The sequence below is a fragment of the Polynucleobacter paludilacus genome, from assembly GCF_018687595.1.
In the GTDB taxonomy this organism is placed as follows: Bacteria; Pseudomonadota; Gammaproteobacteria; order Burkholderiales; family Burkholderiaceae; genus Polynucleobacter; species Polynucleobacter paludilacus.
In genome coordinates this window covers 982,575-999,995 of the sequence record NZ_CP061298.1, presented here as the reverse complement: position 1 = coordinate 999,995, position 17,421 = coordinate 982,575, and the positions used below count along the sequence as shown (strand labels likewise).

The window sequence follows — 17,421 nt, the reverse complement described above, 5'->3', positions numbered from 1 at the left end:
ACATGCCAGATAAACACTTATCGTCACAGTTTGACGCAGATTTAAATTCCTTGTCTAGTCGCCTCCTTGAAATGGGTGGCTTAGTTGAGTCCCAAATCGCAACTGCAATGCGTGCTTTTACTCAAATGGATCTCGAGACCTGTAATGTCGTAATCGAGAATGAAAAGCTCGTGAATGATCTGGAGATTCAGATTGATTCAGCTTGTACTGAATTGATTGCCCGCCGTCAGCCGATTGCTCGTGACTTGCGTTTGGTGATGGCAGTATCCAAAGCGATTACCAACCTAGAGCGTGCCGGCGATGAAGCTGAGCGCGTAGCCAAGCGTACCAAACGTTTAATCGAGGCTGGTGCAGCTCACAATATTAACGTTTCAGAAATCCGCTTATCCGGTCAGATGGCGATCTCGCTATTGCGTCGTAGTTTGGATGCCTTTGCTCGCCTCGATACGATTGCAGCTGCTGAAGTAGTTGATGAAGACCGTCTTATTGATGAAGAGTTCAGAGGCTTTGTACGTAAGCTCATCACTTATATGATGGAAGATCCCCATACGATTACAACTGGGCTGGATATGCTGACGATTGCTAAGGCGATTGAGCGTATCGGCGATCATGCCAAGAACATTGCGGAGTTTGTTATTTATATCGTCAAGGGTGATGACGTTCGCCATATCCCGCATGCGGATTTATTGCGAGCGGCCTCAAAAGAGTAAACAAGCGACTACACGGAGCCTTTGATGACTCACCGCATATTGATTGTTGAGGATGAGCCTTCTATTGCAGAGCTGATTGCGGTGAATTTGTCCCATGCTGGTTATGAAGTAGAAAAAGCGATGCAAACAGATCTTGCCATGAATGCCATGCGCGAGAATCTACCTAGCCTGATTGTTTTAGATTGGATGTTGCCTGGCAAATCTGGCGTGCAGTTTGCAAAGGAATTGCGCGCAAATGAGCGGACTCGCTCCCTACCAATTTTGATGCTCACTGCTAAGAGTGAGGAGGCTGATAAGGTCTTGGGTCTTGACTCAGGTGCAGATGACTATGTGACCAAACCTTTTTCGCCTAAAGAGCTGGTTGCTCGCGTGAAGGCATTGTTGCGTCGCCAGTCTCCCGTTCAAGATGCTGGGCCATTGAGTGTAGGCCCCTTGAAGCTGGATCCGATTTCACATCGGGTCTTAGCGCTGAGGCCAAACGAGGAGTCTAAGCCTATTCCGCTTGGACCAACTGAATATCGACTGCTACAGTTCTTTATGGCTAATCCAGAGCGCGTGCATTCTCGTGCGAACCTGCTAGATAAGGTCTGGGGTAGTGAGGTCTATATTGAAGAGCGTACCGTAGACGTCCATATCAAGCGCCTCAGAGCCGCTTTAGCCCCTTTAGACTGCGACCGCTTTATTGAAACAGTACGGGGTAGTGGCTACCGGATTACTAAGACCCCAACCGAAACCTAAAACCGGTTTCTGACCCCAATCAAGCCCTTTTTAGGGCTTTTTTACTGGATGCAATAAGATGGCAGCATGTTAACTGCCTTATCCCGATTTAGCCTCCTATTGGCCGTGGCGATTGTTGCCGCTTATCTTGCCTTAATACATTGGGGGGCATACTTTGGCATCGCAGCAGCAATCACCGTCCTCTCCATTCCCCTGATTTATTCCTATATCAATCTGAGCCGCCTCGGTAATTATCTGGCTGCGGACAACATTGAAAATATGCCACTTCCCAGCGGCTTTTGGGAGGATGTCTTTTTCAGGCTGCAGCGTCTGGTTCAGGGTCTAAAATCGCGCGCTCAAGCAATTGATCAGCAACATAATCGCTTTATTGAGGCCTTTCAGGCATCTCCTAATGGCATTGTCATGCTGGATGATGAAGATCAAATTGAATGGTGTAATTCCTTAGCAGAGTCATTCTTCGGTCTGAATTTTCGCCGCGATGCTCGTCAGCGCATTAACTTTCTGTTGAGGCGGCCTGAGTTTATTCAGTATCTGGGTAAGCGGCAGTTTGAGGAATCGATCATTGTCGAAAGAATGGGGCCTGATAGTAATTTAAGTTTATTAATTCAGGCCTTTCCTTATGGCGAGAAACGCCACCTATTGCTGATACAAGATGTCACTGATTTGCAAAAAGCAGATGCGATGCGGCGTGATTTCGTGGCCAACGTGTCGCATGAGATGAGAACGCCGATTACCGTATTGATGGGGTTTTTAGAGACTGTGCAATCAATTGATCTTGATAAGCCACAGCAAGACCATTATTTTGATTTGATGATGTTACAGGCTCAGCGGATGAAGAGTTTGGTAGAAGACCTCTTAACCTTGGCCAATCTGGAAGCGAATGCCGTTCCTGCATCGACACAGGTGGTGCAGCTTAATACCTTGATGGCACTCATTAAAAACGATGCGGAAGCACTGTCGCAGGGTAGTCATAGTTTTCGCTTTGAACAAAAAACTAGCCAAAACCTTTTTGGTGATGAGCGCGAGCTGCTCTCTGCATTTAGTAATCTCGTTTCTAATGCGATTCGCTACACACCCAATGGCGGTTCGATTAGTGCACGGTGGGGCTTGAATGAGCAAGGGCAGGGGGAGTTTTCGGTAACCGATACCGGGCCCGGAATTGCTTCAGAGCATTTGCCCAGATTAACCGAGCGTTTCTATCGAGTGGATCGTAGTCGCTCACGCGATACTGGCGGCACTGGGTTAGGCTTGGCGATTGTGAAGCACATTGCCAATCGACATCAGGCACAGCTATTAATTGAAAGTACGCCAGGCAAGGGCAGTACGTTTACTTTGCGCTTCCCTAGGGACCGGGTCGCCAATACGGAGACAGATTTGCTCTCAGCAATCCAAGCCTAATCTCAGGCTTAGTCTTTCTTCTTCTTCTTCTTTTTCTTGGATTCTTTTGCAAGCTTTTCTGGTTTACCATTGGCATAAAGACACCAGACTTTGATTTCTTCCAGCAATTCAACCAAATCCTCATAGGAGAGCTGCTTGAAATCGACTAGGCTGATAGCCCCAGATTCTTGCAACTGTCTTACGGCATCTTCGTACTTATATTGGCTCATAAATTGGATAAGCAAAAACTGTCATGATTAAGGATGTGCAAATCCTACCAAACTAATATGACAAAAACTCTATTTTTGGTCTAGAAAGCCTAAAAATAGGGGTTTTGGGATCATGAACCCTCTTGCTCTGGTGGAATTTCAGAGCCGAGTTTGCTACCCGTTAACTTGCGCGCTAAGCGTTCGCAGGGGCCGCCCAAGAGCAGGGCAAGCAATATGGCACCAAGCGAAAGAAAGCCAACTGCAAATTCACCAGCGCCAAAGGCTGCGCCAATTAGGGCACAAGACCAAATACTGGCCGCAGTAGTTAGACCATGAATCTTTTGCGAAGTACCTTCCTGGATGATGACACCCGCACCCAGAAATCCTAAACCAGTAATTAAACCTTGCAATACATGGCTGACAGCTTGGGCATCGTAATTCGGTATTTGACTATTCAGCATGAGTGCTGTTGCCGCACCAATAGACACTAAAGCATGTGTTCTCATACCGGCAGATTTGTGGTGTAGCCAACGGTTGAGTCCGAGAATACTGCCGACGACTAAAGCCAAGCCTAAGCGCATGGCAAAATCCCATGAAAAATCCCAATGTGCCATTTTCTGCCTCTTCCAAGGTGTAGATTAAATACAACTCTGATTGAGTTTAGCTTAAGTTAATAGAGGGCTTTAAGCATTAAGACGGAGAAGTCATCAAAGCGCCACGCCAATGTCATGGTGAGGAGTCAAACTCAGAACCTGTTCAACCCAGCAGGAGATTGTGATGAAAAAAATGATCTTGAAGTACTGGCAAGCTTGGTATGAGGCCCGCATCCATTACGCTAATCGGTTTTTACACCATCGACTGGGTAGCTAGGCCACAAGCTATTGAGGGTTCAGATTTTCTGGGATTAAGAGTGGCCTGAAGCTAAAGGGGCTCGACTTACTATCGTCGACAGTCACTTCGACAGCTTGAACTTCGTCTGCTCCCATGACTTCAAGGCGATAGACATTTTCTAAAACTCGTCTGCTGCTATCTAATAGCGGCTGGTCGATTCTAAGGCGATGACTATCACCATGGATTAACAGAATAGGTAAGGCAGTTTTCTCTGCTAATGATCTGAATTGATTCAAGGTATCTACAAAGCCACTATTTTGGTTATTCACGACGCCTGGTGGTGAGTAAAACATATCGGCTTGGAATGCAAACACAATGCCTGCAGCATTTTTCTTTTGCGCCAGCTGAAAAGCATATTCAATCCAAGCTAAATTGGCAGTATTGCGTTCAAGATACTCTTGGGTGGATGCCGGAGTTCTCTCGTAATTATTGTTCGAGCCTGGAATATGCAGGCTCACGAATACAAATTTCCCTTTCACCCACAGTGAGTTTTCTACAAATTTTGCAAACTGGGGCATGACATCAGATTGCCGAGTGAGGGTAATACGACGCTTGCCAAAACTATTTTGATCCACAAACTGTGTTTTACGAATGCGATCCAGTCGCTCGATGGGATCATAGCTGCCTGCTAAAGTGCGATGGCAATCGGTCCACTCGTTATCACCAATGCTATAAATGAGAGGTGCATTAAACGAGTTGAAATAGCGCGTGGTCTTCTCCATATATTCATCGCTACAGGGTGTGTCACCTGACTTGGTATCACCCACAAAAATACTGAATGCAGGCTGATCGGCGTTAATTGCTTTAATCAGGCGCTCATAACGGACAAAGTCTTTCGGCAGGGAATAGGGCATATCACCCAGGGCGACAAAGCGAATCGATTCTCCTTGAGCGGCAAGGGCTAAAAAAAGCAGGGATAGGGCAATGAAATTGGCGAGACGATGGGGCATACAAAGATCCTATTTAAGATATAGCATTACCATAATGCAATCTCAGGCCTTTTGCAGTATTTGTCTTGCTTGTCATGTGGCTGTCACGCAAGCCATTTACATTGAAATGGTCGGGCAGTCAGCTGCTTGGCACATGCTTGTTCCTATGCAATTTTGCCCAGAGAAATCTGGGCATTTTTTTAATCTATATGAATCGTAAAGTAACCGAATGAAACGCTTGCTGTATTCATTGTTAATGTCCTTGAGTGTGATGAGTTCGATAGCTAGCGCTCAAATGGCTTCCGCTGAGAGTGCTAATCCTGATTTTGACCTCAAAGTCACAGTAAAAAGGGCAGGCGATGCCTTTCAGGTTTCAGCAAGCTTCCTGATGCCCGCTACTGAATGCCAAACCTATACGATGCTGACTGATTACGAAAGCGCTGCCAAAATTCCGGGCATCAAGAAGTCGGTGGTCATCAGCCGAGAGGGTAATAAAGTTCAGGTTGAGCGGGATGTCAAAGAGAGAATTCTCCTATTTCCGATTAATCTCCACTCCATTGTGGAGTACGAGGAGACGCCCACCAATTTACTGACCTTTCGTCAAGTTTCCGGGGATGTCGATTATTACCGGGGAACCTGGAAAATTCGGTCTGAAAATAATGGGGTGAGGGTGCTGTACCAGAGCGAGTTTGCCATTGATACCTTGGTACCAGCCTTTGTGGCGCAATACTTCATTAAGAACAATATCCGCAGTCGCTTTGAGGCAATGGCGAGCAATTTTTACCAAAAGAAGGACACCCTAGGACAGTTGGCTTGCAATTAAATGTAGTCAGCAAGATTGTCATCAAAGCTTCACCATTCTGAAATATCCCCTTTGTACGATGTCACAAATCTATAAAAATGAGGGGGCGTAATGAGCAATTTGAGCAACACCATCCTGGGTCAGAACCCAGAAAAACAGGATGCCCTTTTGCGCGCCTCTGATCTGGATGTAAAAGAACAAATGCTGCAAACGCGCTCCCAATTACTAAAAGACAGACTCGTTTCTTTTTTAGTCGATAGTCGTTATGCTTTGAACATTGACGAAATCATTTAATCATTACAACTCATGAAACCTTATAACGTCCTGTTTTTATGCACCGGCAATTCCTCACGCTCAATTTTGGGTGAGGCGCTTACGACCACTCTCAGTCACGGAAAATTTATCGGATATTCTGCCGGTTCAAAACCAATGGGTACAGTTAATCCAATTGCCTTGCAGTTGGTAAAGGAAATGGGCTACCCCCTGAATTTACTGCGTAGCAAAAGTTGGGATGAGTTTGGTCAAGAAGGCGCTCCTCATATGGATTTCATCATCACAGTGTGTGATGAGGCTGCTGGTGAAGAGTGCCCCTATTGGCCCGGCCATCCTTCCACGGCGCACTGGGGCTTTCCTGACCCGTCAACAGTCGAGGGCTATGAAGCTCAGCTGCAAGCCTTTAGAAAGGTGGAAATGGGTCTGCGTAACCGTATCGAGCATCTGATCAATCTGCCAGTCGATAAGCTCGATCACCTTGAGGTCAAAGATCACTTGCATCGCATCCATCAGCAGTTTCAATAAGACCATTCTGGGGCTGTCAATAAGCGGTATGATGGGAAAAATCCATCTATCGGAGTCCGCATGTCAGTAGCAAAGAAGGCCAGTGAGCAAATCCCCCAAACCAAGATAGCCATTCTCAATTCGATTGAGTCATTCAAAAATCCACGACCATCGATTAAAAAACGCATCTCTGATGGTAAGGCGCTTCGCAAAAAAGTGAGCTTTGAGCAACAAGGTATTTATACGCCTTTGCAGCATCGCCTCGACCCTATCATCATTCTTGAAAGACAAGCAAAAAGTCGTATTAAAGAGTTGATTCCGATTCGCTATGAGCGCATGTTGCAGTCACCATTTGCCTTTTATCGCGGTGGTGCAGCCATCATGGCGCAGGACTTGGCAAACCAGCCAACAACGAATGTGACCGTGCAACTGTGCGGTGATATGCATGTCTCCAACTTTGGTTTATTTGCTACTACCGAGCACCGGTTAGTTTTCGGAATTAATGATTTTGATGAAACACTGCCTGGCAGTTGGGAGTACGACATTAAGCGCCTGGTAACGAGTGCTGTAATTGCTTGTGAAACACTCGGTGGTGATGAAAAAACCAGTAAGTTACTGGTACAAAGAATTACTTCTGAGTATCAAAAGCGAATGGCTGAATATGCCCAGATGCCCTATATCCAAATTGCCCAGCAATTTATTGGGGAAGAGGATATCCGCAAACACTTTAGTAAGTCCCATCAAAAAACCTTAGATGCTTTTTTGAAGCAGACTAAAGGGCAAACCAAGATTCAGGTGCTACAAAAATTAACCACCTTGGTTGGTAAAGATCGCAAGATCATCAATCAGCCACCCTTGATTCAGCACTTCTCTCCGCTATTTAAAGGGCGCCCGGTGATTGATTTGGTGAATAACGCTTTAATGAATTACTCCAGCACCTTATTGGCCGATAAGAAAGTGCTATTTGAGCGTTACTCATTAAAAGACTTTGCGCGGAAGGTGGTGGGAGTTGGCAGCGTCGGCACAAATTGTATGGTGATTTATTTTGAAGGTGATTCACCGAACGATCCTTTGTTTTTGCAATACAAAGAAGCACAGCATTCAGTGCTGACACCCTATCTCGGCCAATCGGTTTATAAAAATATGGGTCGACGGGTGGTATCTGGCCAGCGCTTGTTGCAGGGAGCACCAGATATTTTTCTGAACTACGGCGATCTTGAGTATGAGATTGGAAGTAGGCAAGGTTTCTATCTTCGACAGTTACGCGATATGAAGGGCGGTATTGTTTTTGGTCCCGATGGAGTGTCGCTAAAGAATTTTCCGGATTACGCTCGCCTGTTTGGGTGGGCTTTAGCATTAGGGCATGCGCGCTCAGGAGACTCAGCAGTCATTTCAGGTTATTGCGGCCAGTCTAAGAAGCTGGATGAGGCTTTGTATCGATTTGCTAAGGCTTATTCAAAACAAAACCAGGCTGATTATGAGCTCTTTTGCAAAGCGGTTAAAGCAGGGCGTCTACCAGTAGCTCAGCCCAAAAACAAGGGTAGTCAGTCGAAGTAAGTTAGATGTCTTATTCCTGCAATATTTGATGGTCAAAATTGGTGCGTGAATACCTTAATTGCCCCAACTGTTTCTGTCATTACTTGCCCTAGCTGTTTGGTTCAAGAGCCTGTCGAGATCCCTGATGGATCAATGCACCTTTACCGCTGCAAAGCTTGTAGCACTATCCTCAAGCCCAAATCGGGCGATTGCTGCATCTTCTGCAGCTTTGGCAATACTGATTGCAGTAGTTCCGAGAAAAACCTCGCCGCCTAGTCCTGATGCAGTAGACTTGGCGGTAGTTTCATGAATGTGTCATTTTTTTACATAAAATAGACATATTCATCAGGTTTTTTCTTTAAGGAATCTCTTTGGCAGCTAACCCAGTCGAGCTTATCCCCGGCGCAAACGACCTCGTTGCGGCGGTTGACTTAGGTTCGAATAGTTTTCGGATGCTGGTAGCCCAAGTTGTTCATACGCCTTCTGGTACCCAGCTACGTCCTATTGATACCCTGCGCGAGTCGGTTCGCTTGGCGGCAGGTCTGACCGAAAATAAATTATTAGGGAACGATGCTTATCAGCGGGGCCTCTCTGCCATCCGTCGCTTTGGCGAGCGGATTCGCGGTTTTGATCCCAGCAAAGTCAGAGCTGTCGCAACCAATACCTTGCGGGTGGCTAAAAATGCCCAAAACTTTGTCAGTGATGCGCAAGAAGCTCTAGGTTTTCCGATTGAGGTGATCGCAGGCGTTGAAGAAGCGCGCTTGATCTACATTGGTGCCGCACACGAGGTTTCCGCAGTCCAAGGCAATCGCTTAGTAGTCGATATCGGTGGCGGCTCAACCGAGCTCATTATTGGTAAGGGGTACGAACCTAAACTGATGGAGAGTTTATATATTGGTTGCGTATCGCATAGTATGCGATTTTTCCCCAGAGGCAATATTGATGCTCACGCTTTTAAAGAGGCTGAGCTCGCAGCCCGTCGAGAAATCCAAGTCATTTCTGGAAACTATTTGAAGAGTGGCTGGAAGCAAGTGATTGGTTCTTCTGGCACGGCACGGGCTTTGGCCGACATCATTGCAGAAAATAATTTCAATGGGCAGGGCGATGCCCTAACGATGGGTCGAGTCAACGCTGGCAGCGGCTTGATTACGCGTGAAGGTTTGCGTGCCATGAAAAAACATCTCCTGAAATATGAGCATGTAAACGACATCCAACTTGGTGGCCTCAAAGATGAGCGCCGCGGGGTTTGGCCTGGCGGCTTGGCAATCATGCTTGCGGTCTTTGATGAGCTCGGCATTGAGACGATGGAAGTGACTGATGCTGCCTTGCGAGTTGGGGTCTTGTACGATCTATTGGGCCGCTCACAGCATTCGGATATGCGCTATGTCACGGTAGAGCAGTTTATGCAACGCTATACCGTCGATCGTGAGCAAGCAACCCGGGTCGGTAATTTAGCGGCTGAATTTTTAGATCAATTGCCCAAGCCAGAGCTAGAAAGCCGTGCAGAAAATATTGCACTCTTACAGTGGGCCGCGAATTTACACGAGATCGGTCTATCCATCTCCCATAATGGTTATCACAAGCATTCCGCATATATTGCTGGTAATGCCGATATGCCCGGCTTCTCCAAAAATGATCAGGCGCGCCTAGCTGCTTTGCTCATTGGCCATGCTGGTAAGTTGGGCAAGCTTGCTAGCAATGCCAGTTTTCAGGATTGGCGCATGCTGTTTTGTCTACGCCTCGCCCAAGTACTTTGCCGTGGCAGAAGTGATGCCAATCTACCCAAAGTGAAAGTCTCTGAAAATGACGGCTCTTATTTGGTGAGCTTATCTCGGGAATGGGCTGGTGCGCATCCCCTGACTGAATTTAGCTTACTAAAAGAAGCGGCCGAATGGGAACGTATCGGCCGCACATATCAGCTTGACCTCAAATAAAGCAGGTCGAAGCTAGATTAGATATTGAGGAAGTGTTTAGCGTAACGCGGATTAATTTCAGACAGACGCAACATGGTTAAGAGGTCGGCTGTATTGAAATCGGGATCCCAAGCTGGAGCGCTACAAATCTTGGCGCCCAACTTCAGGTAGCCTTTAATCAATGGTGGAGGCTCAACATCCAGGCCGCCATTGAGTTTGTCTAATGGCAACGGCAGGCGAGGGAAGGCATGGTTCTCGGTAGGAGCCATTTGCTCTTCTGAGAGGGAGTTATAAAGACTCGCTGCAAAGTGACCGCCATCCGCCATTGGGATACTGGCGCAACCAAGCATGATTTCATAGTGATGTTTTTGCATGTACTGAGCCAAACCACTCCACAAGGACATAATGACGGCGCCAGAGCGATAGTCAGCGTGCACGCAAGAGCGGCCTAATTCCACCATCTTTGGACGCAAGTGGTTCAAGCGGGTCAGATCAAACTCAGAATCAGAGTAGAGGCGACCAATTTCCTGAGCCTTATGGGGCGGCAGAACACGATAGGTACCCACTACTTTTAAAGTCTCTTGGTCGCGAATCAATAAATGGTCGCAATAGGCATCGAATTCATCAACATCAAGACCTTCGCTGTTTTGGGCAAGATTAGCCCCCATCTCCTCAGCAAACACCTTGTAGCGCAATCTTTGCGCTTCTTTAACCTCATTAGGTGTAGTGGCCCAAGTAATTTGAAAAGCAGGGCGCTTCGGTTTGCTCGCTGGCTTGGCAACAACGTGATCTTGAGTTACTGGGGTCAAGGCACGGGGCTTGAGCGCAAATTTCTTACCAAAGAGTTTCTTGGCAATCTTCTTAGAAAACAGTTTCTTTAAAGGGCGTAACTTACTGAATTTCTTAGGCATATCTTCAAATCTGGAATTGAAGATATCAAAGGCCGCAAGTGGATTTGGAATGTCGGACATAGGGAAGACCTTGATCGTTTAGTAAATAGGATCGTATTACGGTTTTATTACAGTTTTGAGACAAGGGGCGCGCAGACCCCTAGCCAGATCAAAACAGCTACTAACAGGGCCAACATGACGGCTGCAGAGCCAAAATCCTTGGCTCTTTTCGATAAATCGTGGTGCTCAAAGGAGATTCGATCAATCGCCGCTTCCACGCTGGAATTGAGGAGCTCCACGACTAAGACCATGATGATGGAGCAGATCAGTGCCACTTTTTCTAGAATGCTGACGTTCAGAAAGAGGGCAATCGGAGTGCAAATAATCAGCAGCGTTAATTCCTGCCTAAATGCACTTTCCTCTTTAAAGGCGTAGACCACTCCACACCATGAATTCTTGGCGGCATGCCATGCTCTAGTCAAACCTTTGTTGCCCTTGTGGGGGTTTTGGTCGATATGATAGCTACTCAAAGCAAATCCCTAAATGGAGTGTGAAAATGCAGGACTGATTGCTTGGTGAACAACTTAGGCAAGCGCGGTCACATGCACTTCAGTGGAAGGCACCGGTTTGAGGTGGCGTGCAAATTGCTCAGAGGCAGCCCGCCAGGAGAATTTCTCAGCATGGGCCCGGGCGACTTCACGTGGGATCGTCAGGGCTTGCATGCAAGCCTCGCGCAAATCCTCGTTCATCGCCCCAGCAGGAGAGTCCCCCAAGACATCAATTGGACCAGTCACTGGGTAGGCTGCGACGGGAGTGCCGCAAGCCATTGCCTCCAGCAAGACCAAACCAAAGGTATCGGTTTTGCTGGGGAAAACAAAGACATCAGCAGCTGCATAGACCTCAGCTAACTCATGTTGATTGAGAACGCCCAAATAATTGACTTCGGGATACTTGTGTTTAATGCCTTCCATCGCGGGGCCATCACCAACTACCCATTTGGAACCAGGCAAATCAATTTCTAAAAAGGCATTGATATTCTTTTCAACCGCTACGCGACCAACATATAGAAAGATTGGGTGAGCAGAATTGAGCCGCTTTGACTCTTGCATCTTGAAGATATCCAGATCAACGCCTCTTGACCAAAGCACCACATTCTGAAAGCCATACTTTTCTAAATCTTGCTTAACCACTACAGTTGGCGCCATCACTGCCATGGAAGGCTTATGGAACCAGCGCAAGAAGGCATAAGTTAGGGCCAGTGGAATGCCAGTGCGGGCTTTTACATATTCTGGAAAACGGGTGTGATACGCGGTAGAGAGGGGTAGCTTGTTCTTTACTGCATAAGCGCGCGCAGATAAGCCTAAGGGACCTTCGGTCGCGATATGCATTGCATCGGGTGCAAATTCTTTAATCTTTCTGGCAACAGTCTTGCCAGGAAATAAAGATAAAGAAATATCGGGGTAAGTAGGGCAGGGAATGGTCTTGAAATCATTGGGAGTGATCATCTCTACTTCGTGACCCATCGCAATGAGTTCGGCACGAGTTTGCTTCAGGGTTCTAACAACGCCATTAACCTGCGGATCCCATGCATCAGTGATGATCATGATTTTCATAGTGTTGCCTCTTTAGCAAAGTTAGGAATGAGTTGACCCAAAGCGGGTTCATTGTCGGTTTCAGCAGGACTATCTACCGGCTCACCTTTAATAAAGGGCCAGTGCACAATCTTGAGTTCACCTTCGTGTGTCTCAACTAAGGCGGTGAGGCTTTCGACCCAATCCCCATCGTTGCAATACAGCAGACCATCGATTTCCCGAATCTCTGCTTTATGAATATGGCCACAAACAACACCATCGCAACCGCGTAGGCGAGCTTCGCGCGCCATGATGTGTTCAAAGTCGGCGATGTAACTTACGGCATTTTTAACTTGGTGCTTCAGGTATTGGGAGAGGGACCAGTACTGCAGACCCATCTTGACGCGAATCATATTGAAGTAACGATTGACGTACAAAATGAAGGAATACAGGGTATCGCCGACATAGGCGAGCCACTTGGCGTATTGCATCACGCCATCAAATAAATCCCCGTGGGTAACCCAAAGCTTTCTTCCGTCGAGGGTAGTGTGGATGACTTCTTCAACAACCTTGACATCACCAAAAGATAGGCCAAAGAACTGGCGTGCGCTTTCGTCATGATTGCCAGGCACATAGATCACTTCAGCGCCCTTACGCGCCTTACGTAAAAGTTTTTGCACTACGTCATTGTGGGCTTGCGGCCAGTAGAAGGATTTCTTGAGACGCCAACCGTCAATAATGTCGCCAACCAGGTAAAACTGGTCTGCTTCGTTATGTTTTAAGAAATCGAGGAGGTAGTTAGCTTGACACCCAGTTGTTCCGAGGTGCACGTCTGAAATCCAGATAGCGCGGTAATGCATCATGAGGTTGTATTAAGCCCCCCCTTCATGAAACGATCATGACAGTTTCATGTCACTTTTGTGACTTGCTTTATATTGTTGCTTGTTATGAATCTCCAAACACAAACTAAGCAAACCCCATACATCCTGCGCCTTGGGTTGTGGTTGCTCATCATTCTTCACACTATTCGGGGGGTGCTGACACTCTCAGTGTTATTTCCTTTTCTCAATCGACAGCAAAAAGACCATCACATCCAACAGTGGTGCAAAAGGCTGCTGAAGATCTTTGGTCTGCAGCTGATGGTGGAGGGTGGTGAGCTCTTGCCAAGCACTCCTTACTTATTGGTCTCGAATCATATCTCTTGGATCGATATCCACGTGATTAACTCTTTTAAGCCAGTGCGCTTTGTAGCGAAGTCTGAAGTAGCCACATGGCCAATCTTTGGTTGGATGGCTAAACAATTGGGAACTGTGTTTATTCGGCGTGATAGCGCAAGGCATGCCCGTCAGGTCGTAGCTCAAATGGCTGAAGTCCTGCAAACAGAATCGGTTTGCATCTTCCCGGAAGGAACCTCATCGAGTGGTGAAACAGTTTTACCCTTTAAGCCCAATCTGTTTGAGCCTGCTGCAATCGCCAATACCCCAGTTTGGTCATTGGCGATTTCTTACCATTCGCGGAAGACGGGTGAGCGGAGTTTAGCAACCGCCTTCATTGGTGATATGGGTTTAGTGGAATCGATGGCCCTGATACTCAAAAGCCCTGATCTGGGTGTGACGCTGCATTTCTTGCCGCCCTTAAAAGCCGAAGCAGATCAAGTGCTTGATCGAAAGCTCCTCTGCCAGCATAGCTATCAGGCCATCTCTGCTGCTATATAAATAATACAAATGCGGTATGTAACAATATTGACACGTTCCTCAGATAAAAAACACAGAGGACAAAGGGCAAAAAATGAGTGCAAAACATCAAGAAATGGCTGAGTGGTATCAACGTGCGCAAGAAGAGATTCTTGACAGCATGGATGAGGAACTGGAGATGGAGATGGACGACGAGCGTCTCTCCGCTGACTCGGGTACTACATCTTCTATTCCAAGACAAACCTATTTCAAAGAACTCTTTCGTCTTCAGGGCGAGCTCGTGAAATTGCAAGACTATGTAGTCGCCAATAAGTTGAAGGTCGCAATTCTTTTTGAAGGTCGTGATTCAGCAGGCAAGGGCGGAGCAATTAAGCGCATTACCCAGCGACTCAATCCGCGTGTATGCCGAGTCGTTGCATTACCAGCACCTAATGAGCGTGAGAAAACCCAATGGTATTTTCAGCGCTACATCTCTCAACTGCCTGCCGGCGGAGAAATCGTGCTCTTCGATCGCAGCTGGTATAACCGCGCTGGTGTTGAGCATGTCATGGGATTTTGTACCGATGCTGAGTATGAAGATTTCTTAAGAACAGTGCCTGATCTGGAGCGCATGATTATCAACTCCGGAACCATTTTGATTAAGTACTGGTTCTCAATCTCCGATGAAGAGCAATACAACCGCTTCATGATGCGCATTCATGATCCTCTCAAGCAGTGGAAGCTCAGTCCGATGGACTTAGAGTCACGTCGTTTGTGGGAAGCCTATACCAAGGCTAAAGAAACCATGTTGGAGAGAACCCATATTCCTGAGGCTCCATGGTGGGTGGTTGCTGCCAATGATAAGAAAAAAGCGCGTCTGAATTGCATCAATCACTTGCTTTCACAGATTCCTTATACCGAAATCCCGCATCCGGAGATTCATTTGCCTGAGCGAGTGCATAACCCCGACTACCTGCGCGGCCCCGTCCCGCCTCAGATGTACGTCCCCGAGATTTACTAAATCCCACAAAACCCTGGAAATTACCTGCGCTATCGATATCCGTGTAAAATATCGATTCCGTCGGAGTGTAGCGCAGCCTGGTAGCGCACCTGCTTTGGGAGCAGGGGGTCCAAGGTTCGAATCCTTGTACTCCGACCACTTTTCTCTATTTAGCCATAAACTAATACCAGCAATCTGCCTATAGCTCAGCTGGATAGAGCAACGCCCTTCTAAGGCGTAGGTCGCACGTTCGAATCGTGCTGGGCAGGCCAAAAAATCAAAGCCAGAAGCAAGTAAAACAAAGGCTTGCGGGTGTAAATCTCAAAAACAGATAACGCCGACCAGATTCAATTTATACACCAATTTTGACCAGATGTACTTGCTGTTTGACCAAAATTTGACCAAGTTCAGAGGCTTTTGATGCGCATGCTGGAGGGGGTGGGGGGGGGGTGAAAAATCTAGGAAGGCCAATTCAGCTATACCCATAGGCACAAATTCTCAGAATGGTACCTAGACTAGACTATGCACTGAATTTTGCGCAGTCGATTCGAAACCTAAAGTTTTGCTTTCTGGGCTAGCTGTGCAAGTGTCATATTCAATGCAGAGGCTATTTTTATAAGGTTAATTAGGGCAACGTTATGTTCGCCACGCTCAATCCCTCCTATGTAGCTCCTATCAATTCCCACTTCATCCGCAAACGCCTCTTGAGACAGATTAGCTTTAAGGCGCAATTCCTTAATTGCAAGCCCTAATGACACCAGTTCTTGTAGTCCGCTATAGGAAGGTGAGGGTTTGGCCATAGGCAAGATATTTGCCTATTGACGTTTTTAATACCACGGGAGATGATACCCAATTACTAATTTATATGGGGCTGTAATGGGTGCTAAGAAATTTACGCTGATACTTTTCTTTATTGGGGTAGTTATTGGATTAGTGCATCCAGGGAACGGTCACGGAACTGTGGAAACTGCTTTGGCTTTTGCTCTTCCTTTTGGCATAGCTGGGGGATTAGTGGGTTTAATTATTGACAAGTTTGTTAAGAAATAACCGTTTCCTTTAATCCGCCAACTCAAGCCGAGGAATGAGCAAACTAAGATGTATAAAAAATTAATTAAAGTCTTTCTGATTACAGTGGTGCTGAGTATTAATCATGCGTTTGCATGGTCTCCTTTTGGCCCAAATAATTTTGAAGATTGTGTTTTGGAAGGTGTGAAGGATGCAAAGTCTGATGCTGCTGCTGCGATGGTGGCACATGCATGCAGAATGAAATTTCCCAAGGGGGAAAGCGCAAAAAAAGTGAAGTGTGGAAATAAGGAGATATTGTCTACTGAAGAAGGGTCTGTAAGATTCGAGACTCCTCTTGGCTATCTTGGAAATGGCGAATTTAATGCCAGCATTAATAGACTTACTTATGAAGCTGCTGCAGGTGATAAGTTAGTTGCATACGTTCAGTCAAACTTACCTTTTGGATTAATTGAGGTAACCCTAAAGGGGTATGCAAGAAAAGACAAAACAGAGTCTGTGGGTAGCTTTCGATGTACTGGATACGGCTCTCAAAACACCGTTGGGCGCTTTACATGCCTAAATGTAAATGATAGGGCTAAGTCGTTTGAGCTTGAGTCGGTAACAGGTGAAAAAACGAACTTTCTAAAAATGATGAAAAGTTTGGGGGAGTGCAAAAAATAGTAAATGAATCATATTCAAGTAACTACCATTGTTAACTGTGAAATTAACTGTGAATTTGAGTATCAATGCCCGCTTGACTGGGATTTGCTTGATAAGACAGATAACCCCATGATTAACTTCTGCAATGAATGCAAACGAGAGGTGAAGTTATGTCTCTCCGATGAAGAAATTGATCGAGCATGGGAATCGGGTGCTTGTATTGCGCACCCCATGTATACAGAAGAAATGATTGCCAAAATTAAAGCTTATGAATCTGGCTCAGGGGAATGGCCATTTCAAGAGGTCAAGATGCCAATGGGCTTACCAAAGCGGAAGTAGTTACCAGCCCTTGATTGATGGTGCTTGGGGTGCCTGTCTAGGGGCGTTAATGGTTGTGTTTATCTGGGGCGGTGATGGGGTTGCAGTATTTGTACCTTGGTAGGCGCCAGTGGGGGAGTAGTAATTAGTCTGCCTATTATCAACTTGTGAAGAACCAAGGTTTTGCCCCTGAGCGTTATATACATTGGTAACCCCGCTTGGACTGGTCTGGCTATACCCCTTGTACTGACCATTGGTGTCATATATTGCTTGGGCACAGGTAAGCCCTGCGAAAGCGGTTAAATAAGCCATCAAATAGGTTTTGGTCAGGTTTTTCATATCCGTTCCTATATAGTTTTCATAATAGAAATATAGTAGCCTTAAAGTAAACGGAATAAGCCTTACCATCCGTATAAACTAAA

At 46.5% G+C, this 17,421-nt stretch carries 23 protein-coding genes and 2 tRNA genes; 16 read left to right on the top strand and 9 right to left on the bottom strand.

What is annotated here, in order from left to right; all coding sequences use genetic code 11:
* Positions 1-2 precede the first annotated feature (2 nt).
* The 3 genes from phoU to phoR all read left to right on the top strand — a co-directional run bounded on the left by phoU (position 3) and on the right by phoR (position 2,846).
* Entirely contained in the window at positions 3-710 is a 708-nt protein-coding gene (gene phoU / locus AOC06_RS05320) for a phosphate signaling complex protein PhoU (RefSeq protein WP_215379239.1), read from the top strand.
* A 24-nt stretch (positions 711-734) separates the two neighbouring features.
* Positions 735-1,448 (top strand): phosphate regulon transcriptional regulator PhoB, encoded by a 714-nt coding sequence (phoB, locus tag AOC06_RS05315; protein ID WP_215379235.1) that lies wholly within the window; start codon positions 735-737, stop codon positions 1,446-1,448.
* Positions 1,449-1,514: 66 nt separating this feature from the next.
* A complete protein-coding gene (phoR, locus tag AOC06_RS05310; RefSeq protein ID WP_215379232.1) occupies positions 1,515-2,846 on the top strand; it encodes a phosphate regulon sensor histidine kinase PhoR in 1,332 nt (443 codons plus the stop codon).
* Positions 2,847-2,854: 8 nt separating this feature from the next.
* Here the strand turns inward: phoR and AOC06_RS05305 are convergent, their stop codons facing one another.
* The 3 genes from AOC06_RS05305 to AOC06_RS05295 form a co-directional block, all read right to left on the bottom strand.
* Positions 2,855-3,055 carry a hypothetical protein gene (locus tag AOC06_RS05305; protein WP_112204274.1) on the bottom strand — a complete coding sequence of 67 codons (201 nt, stop codon included), beginning with the start codon at positions 3,053-3,055 and terminating at the stop codon, positions 2,855-2,857.
* A 110-nt stretch (positions 3,056-3,165) separates the two neighbouring features.
* Positions 3,166-3,648, bottom strand: a complete 483-nt coding sequence (locus AOC06_RS05300; protein WP_215379229.1) for an MgtC/SapB family protein — start codon at positions 3,646-3,648, stop codon at positions 3,166-3,168.
* 264 nt (positions 3,649-3,912) lie between these two features.
* The gene (locus AOC06_RS05295) at positions 3,913-4,875 is read right to left on the bottom strand and encodes a hypothetical protein (protein ID WP_215379225.1); all 963 of its coding nucleotides are present in this window, start codon (positions 4,873-4,875) and stop codon (positions 3,913-3,915) included.
* 208 nt (positions 4,876-5,083) lie between these two features.
* Here AOC06_RS05295 and AOC06_RS05290 point away from each other — a divergent pair, with 208 nt between their 5' ends.
* The 6 genes from AOC06_RS05290 (at position 5,084) to AOC06_RS05265 (ending at position 9,903) form a co-directional block, all read left to right on the top strand.
* On the top strand, positions 5,084-5,677 hold the full coding sequence (locus AOC06_RS05290) for an SRPBCC family protein (RefSeq protein ID WP_215271602.1): 594 nt from the start codon (positions 5,084-5,086) through the stop codon (positions 5,675-5,677).
* A gap of 90 nt (positions 5,678-5,767) precedes the next feature.
* Positions 5,768-5,950, top strand: coding sequence for a hypothetical protein (locus tag AOC06_RS05285; protein ID WP_215379222.1), 183 nt, complete (start codon positions 5,768-5,770; stop codon positions 5,948-5,950).
* A gap of 12 nt (positions 5,951-5,962) precedes the next feature.
* The gene (locus AOC06_RS05280; RefSeq protein WP_215379219.1) at positions 5,963-6,454 is read left to right on the top strand and encodes an arsenate reductase ArsC; all 492 of its coding nucleotides are present in this window, start codon (positions 5,963-5,965) and stop codon (positions 6,452-6,454) included.
* Between the two features lie 60 nt (positions 6,455-6,514).
* Positions 6,515-7,990 carry a DUF2252 domain-containing protein gene (locus AOC06_RS05275; RefSeq protein ID WP_215379216.1) on the top strand — a complete coding sequence of 492 codons (1,476 nt, stop codon included), beginning with the start codon at positions 6,515-6,517 and terminating at the stop codon, positions 7,988-7,990.
* Between the two features lie 132 nt (positions 7,991-8,122).
* Positions 8,123-8,245, top strand: a complete 123-nt coding sequence (locus AOC06_RS05270; protein WP_305120694.1) for a GDCCVxC domain-containing (seleno)protein — start codon at positions 8,123-8,125, stop codon at positions 8,243-8,245.
* A gap of 176 nt (positions 8,246-8,421) precedes the next feature.
* Positions 8,422-9,903, top strand: coding sequence for a Ppx/GppA phosphatase family protein (locus AOC06_RS05265; RefSeq protein WP_215381835.1), 1,482 nt, complete (start codon positions 8,422-8,424; stop codon positions 9,901-9,903).
* A 17-nt stretch (positions 9,904-9,920) separates the two neighbouring features.
* Here the strand turns inward: AOC06_RS05265 and AOC06_RS05260 are convergent, their stop codons facing one another.
* The 4 genes from AOC06_RS05260 to AOC06_RS05245 form a co-directional block, all read right to left on the bottom strand.
* Entirely contained in the window at positions 9,921-10,793 is an 873-nt protein-coding gene (locus tag AOC06_RS05260; protein ID WP_215381834.1) for a GNAT family N-acetyltransferase, read from the bottom strand.
* Between the two features lie 107 nt (positions 10,794-10,900).
* Complete coding sequence (locus AOC06_RS05255) at positions 10,901-11,302, bottom strand: diacylglycerol kinase (protein WP_215379211.1); 402 nt, start codon at positions 11,300-11,302, stop codon at positions 10,901-10,903.
* 54 nt (positions 11,303-11,356) lie between these two features.
* Complete coding sequence (locus AOC06_RS05250; RefSeq protein WP_215379210.1) at positions 11,357-12,385, bottom strand: glycosyltransferase family 4 protein; 1,029 nt, start codon at positions 12,383-12,385, stop codon at positions 11,357-11,359.
* Positions 12,382-13,206, bottom strand: coding sequence for a UDP-2,3-diacylglucosamine diphosphatase (locus tag AOC06_RS05245; RefSeq protein WP_439650651.1), 825 nt, complete (start codon positions 13,204-13,206; stop codon positions 12,382-12,384). The genes AOC06_RS05250 and AOC06_RS05245 overlap by 4 nt, the downstream gene beginning before the upstream one ends.
* 84 nt (positions 13,207-13,290) lie before the next feature.
* Here AOC06_RS05245 and AOC06_RS05240 point away from each other — a divergent pair, with 84 nt between their 5' ends.
* The 4 genes from AOC06_RS05240 to AOC06_RS05225 all read left to right on the top strand — a co-directional run bounded on the left by AOC06_RS05240 (position 13,291) and on the right by AOC06_RS05225 (position 15,288).
* Entirely contained in the window at positions 13,291-14,058 is a 768-nt protein-coding gene (locus AOC06_RS05240) for a lysophospholipid acyltransferase family protein (protein ID WP_215327935.1), read from the top strand.
* A gap of 73 nt (positions 14,059-14,131) precedes the next feature.
* Complete coding sequence (gene ppk2, locus AOC06_RS05235; RefSeq protein WP_215379208.1) at positions 14,132-15,037, top strand: polyphosphate kinase 2; 906 nt, start codon at positions 14,132-14,134, stop codon at positions 15,035-15,037.
* 61 nt (positions 15,038-15,098) lie between these two features.
* Positions 15,099-15,175 (top strand) — tRNA-Pro (locus AOC06_RS05230).
* 36 nt (positions 15,176-15,211) lie between these two features.
* Positions 15,212-15,288 (top strand) — tRNA-Arg (locus tag AOC06_RS05225).
* Between the two features lie 282 nt (positions 15,289-15,570).
* Here AOC06_RS05225 and AOC06_RS05220 read toward each other — a convergent pair.
* Positions 15,571-15,816 (bottom strand): helix-turn-helix domain-containing protein, encoded by a 246-nt coding sequence (locus AOC06_RS05220; RefSeq protein WP_215379206.1) that lies wholly within the window; start codon positions 15,814-15,816, stop codon positions 15,571-15,573.
* 76 nt (positions 15,817-15,892) lie between these two features.
* Here AOC06_RS05220 and AOC06_RS05215 point away from each other — a divergent pair, with 76 nt between their 5' ends.
* Genes AOC06_RS05215 through AOC06_RS05205 form a run of 3 tightly spaced genes read left to right on the top strand, consistent with a single transcriptional unit; the run spans position 15,893 to position 17,020 of the window.
* Positions 15,893-16,063 carry a hypothetical protein gene (locus AOC06_RS05215; protein ID WP_215379204.1) on the top strand — a complete coding sequence of 57 codons (171 nt, stop codon included), beginning with the start codon at positions 15,893-15,895 and terminating at the stop codon, positions 16,061-16,063.
* A gap of 48 nt (positions 16,064-16,111) precedes the next feature.
* Positions 16,112-16,702: a hypothetical protein gene (locus tag AOC06_RS05210; RefSeq protein WP_215379201.1), complete on the top strand. Its 591-nt coding sequence runs from the start codon at positions 16,112-16,114 to the stop codon at positions 16,700-16,702.
* A 3-nt stretch (positions 16,703-16,705) separates the two neighbouring features.
* The gene (locus AOC06_RS05205; protein ID WP_215379198.1) at positions 16,706-17,020 is read left to right on the top strand and encodes a hypothetical protein; all 315 of its coding nucleotides are present in this window, start codon (positions 16,706-16,708) and stop codon (positions 17,018-17,020) included.
* Here AOC06_RS05205 and AOC06_RS05200 read toward each other — a convergent pair whose 3' ends face one another.
* The gene (locus AOC06_RS05200; RefSeq protein WP_215379195.1) at positions 17,021-17,338 is read right to left on the bottom strand and encodes a hypothetical protein; all 318 of its coding nucleotides are present in this window, start codon (positions 17,336-17,338) and stop codon (positions 17,021-17,023) included.
* Positions 17,339-17,421 lie beyond the last annotated feature (83 nt).

Coding starts and splice junctions, on each gene's coding strand:
- phoU (WP_215379239.1), top strand. CDS start 3: ATGCCAGATAAACACTTATCGTCACAGTTTGACGCAGATTTAAATTCC.
- phoB (WP_215379235.1), top strand. CDS start 735: ATGACTCACCGCATATTGATTGTTGAGGATGAGCCTTCTATTGCAGAG.
- phoR (WP_215379232.1), top strand. CDS start 1,515: ATGTTAACTGCCTTATCCCGATTTAGCCTCCTATTGGCCGTGGCGATT.
- AOC06_RS05305 (WP_112204274.1), bottom strand. CDS start 3,055: ATGAGCCAATATAAGTACGAAGATGCCGTAAGACAGTTGCAAGAATCT.
- AOC06_RS05300 (WP_215379229.1), bottom strand. CDS start 3,648: ATGGCACATTGGGATTTTTCATGGGATTTTGCCATGCGCTTAGGCTTG.
- AOC06_RS05295 (WP_215379225.1), bottom strand. CDS start 4,875: ATGCCCCATCGTCTCGCCAATTTCATTGCCCTATCCCTGCTTTTTTTA.
- AOC06_RS05290 (WP_215271602.1), top strand. CDS start 5,084: ATGAAACGCTTGCTGTATTCATTGTTAATGTCCTTGAGTGTGATGAGT.
- AOC06_RS05285 (WP_215379222.1), top strand. CDS start 5,768: ATGAGCAATTTGAGCAACACCATCCTGGGTCAGAACCCAGAAAAACAG.
- AOC06_RS05280 (WP_215379219.1), top strand. CDS start 5,963: ATGAAACCTTATAACGTCCTGTTTTTATGCACCGGCAATTCCTCACGC.
- AOC06_RS05275 (WP_215379216.1), top strand. CDS start 6,515: ATGTCAGTAGCAAAGAAGGCCAGTGAGCAAATCCCCCAAACCAAGATA.
- AOC06_RS05270 (WP_305120694.1), top strand. CDS start 8,123: ATGCACCTTTACCGCTGCAAAGCTTGTAGCACTATCCTCAAGCCCAAA.
- AOC06_RS05265 (WP_215381835.1), top strand. CDS start 8,422: ATGCTGGTAGCCCAAGTTGTTCATACGCCTTCTGGTACCCAGCTACGT.
- AOC06_RS05260 (WP_215381834.1), bottom strand. CDS start 10,793: ATGCCTAAGAAATTCAGTAAGTTACGCCCTTTAAAGAAACTGTTTTCT.
- AOC06_RS05250 (WP_215379210.1), bottom strand. CDS start 12,385: ATGAAAATCATGATCATCACTGATGCATGGGATCCGCAGGTTAATGGC.
- AOC06_RS05245 (WP_439650651.1), bottom strand. CDS start 13,206: ATGATGCATTACCGCGCTATCTGGATTTCAGACGTGCACCTCGGAACA.
- AOC06_RS05240 (WP_215327935.1), top strand. CDS start 13,291: ATGAATCTCCAAACACAAACTAAGCAAACCCCATACATCCTGCGCCTT.
- ppk2 (WP_215379208.1), top strand. CDS start 14,132: ATGAGTGCAAAACATCAAGAAATGGCTGAGTGGTATCAACGTGCGCAA.
- AOC06_RS05220 (WP_215379206.1), bottom strand. CDS start 15,816: ATGGCCAAACCCTCACCTTCCTATAGCGGACTACAAGAACTGGTGTCA.
- AOC06_RS05215 (WP_215379204.1), top strand. CDS start 15,893: ATGGGTGCTAAGAAATTTACGCTGATACTTTTCTTTATTGGGGTAGTT.
- AOC06_RS05210 (WP_215379201.1), top strand. CDS start 16,112: ATGTATAAAAAATTAATTAAAGTCTTTCTGATTACAGTGGTGCTGAGT.
- AOC06_RS05205 (WP_215379198.1), top strand. CDS start 16,706: ATGAATCATATTCAAGTAACTACCATTGTTAACTGTGAAATTAACTGT.
- AOC06_RS05200 (WP_215379195.1), bottom strand. CDS start 17,338: ATGAAAAACCTGACCAAAACCTATTTGATGGCTTATTTAACCGCTTTC.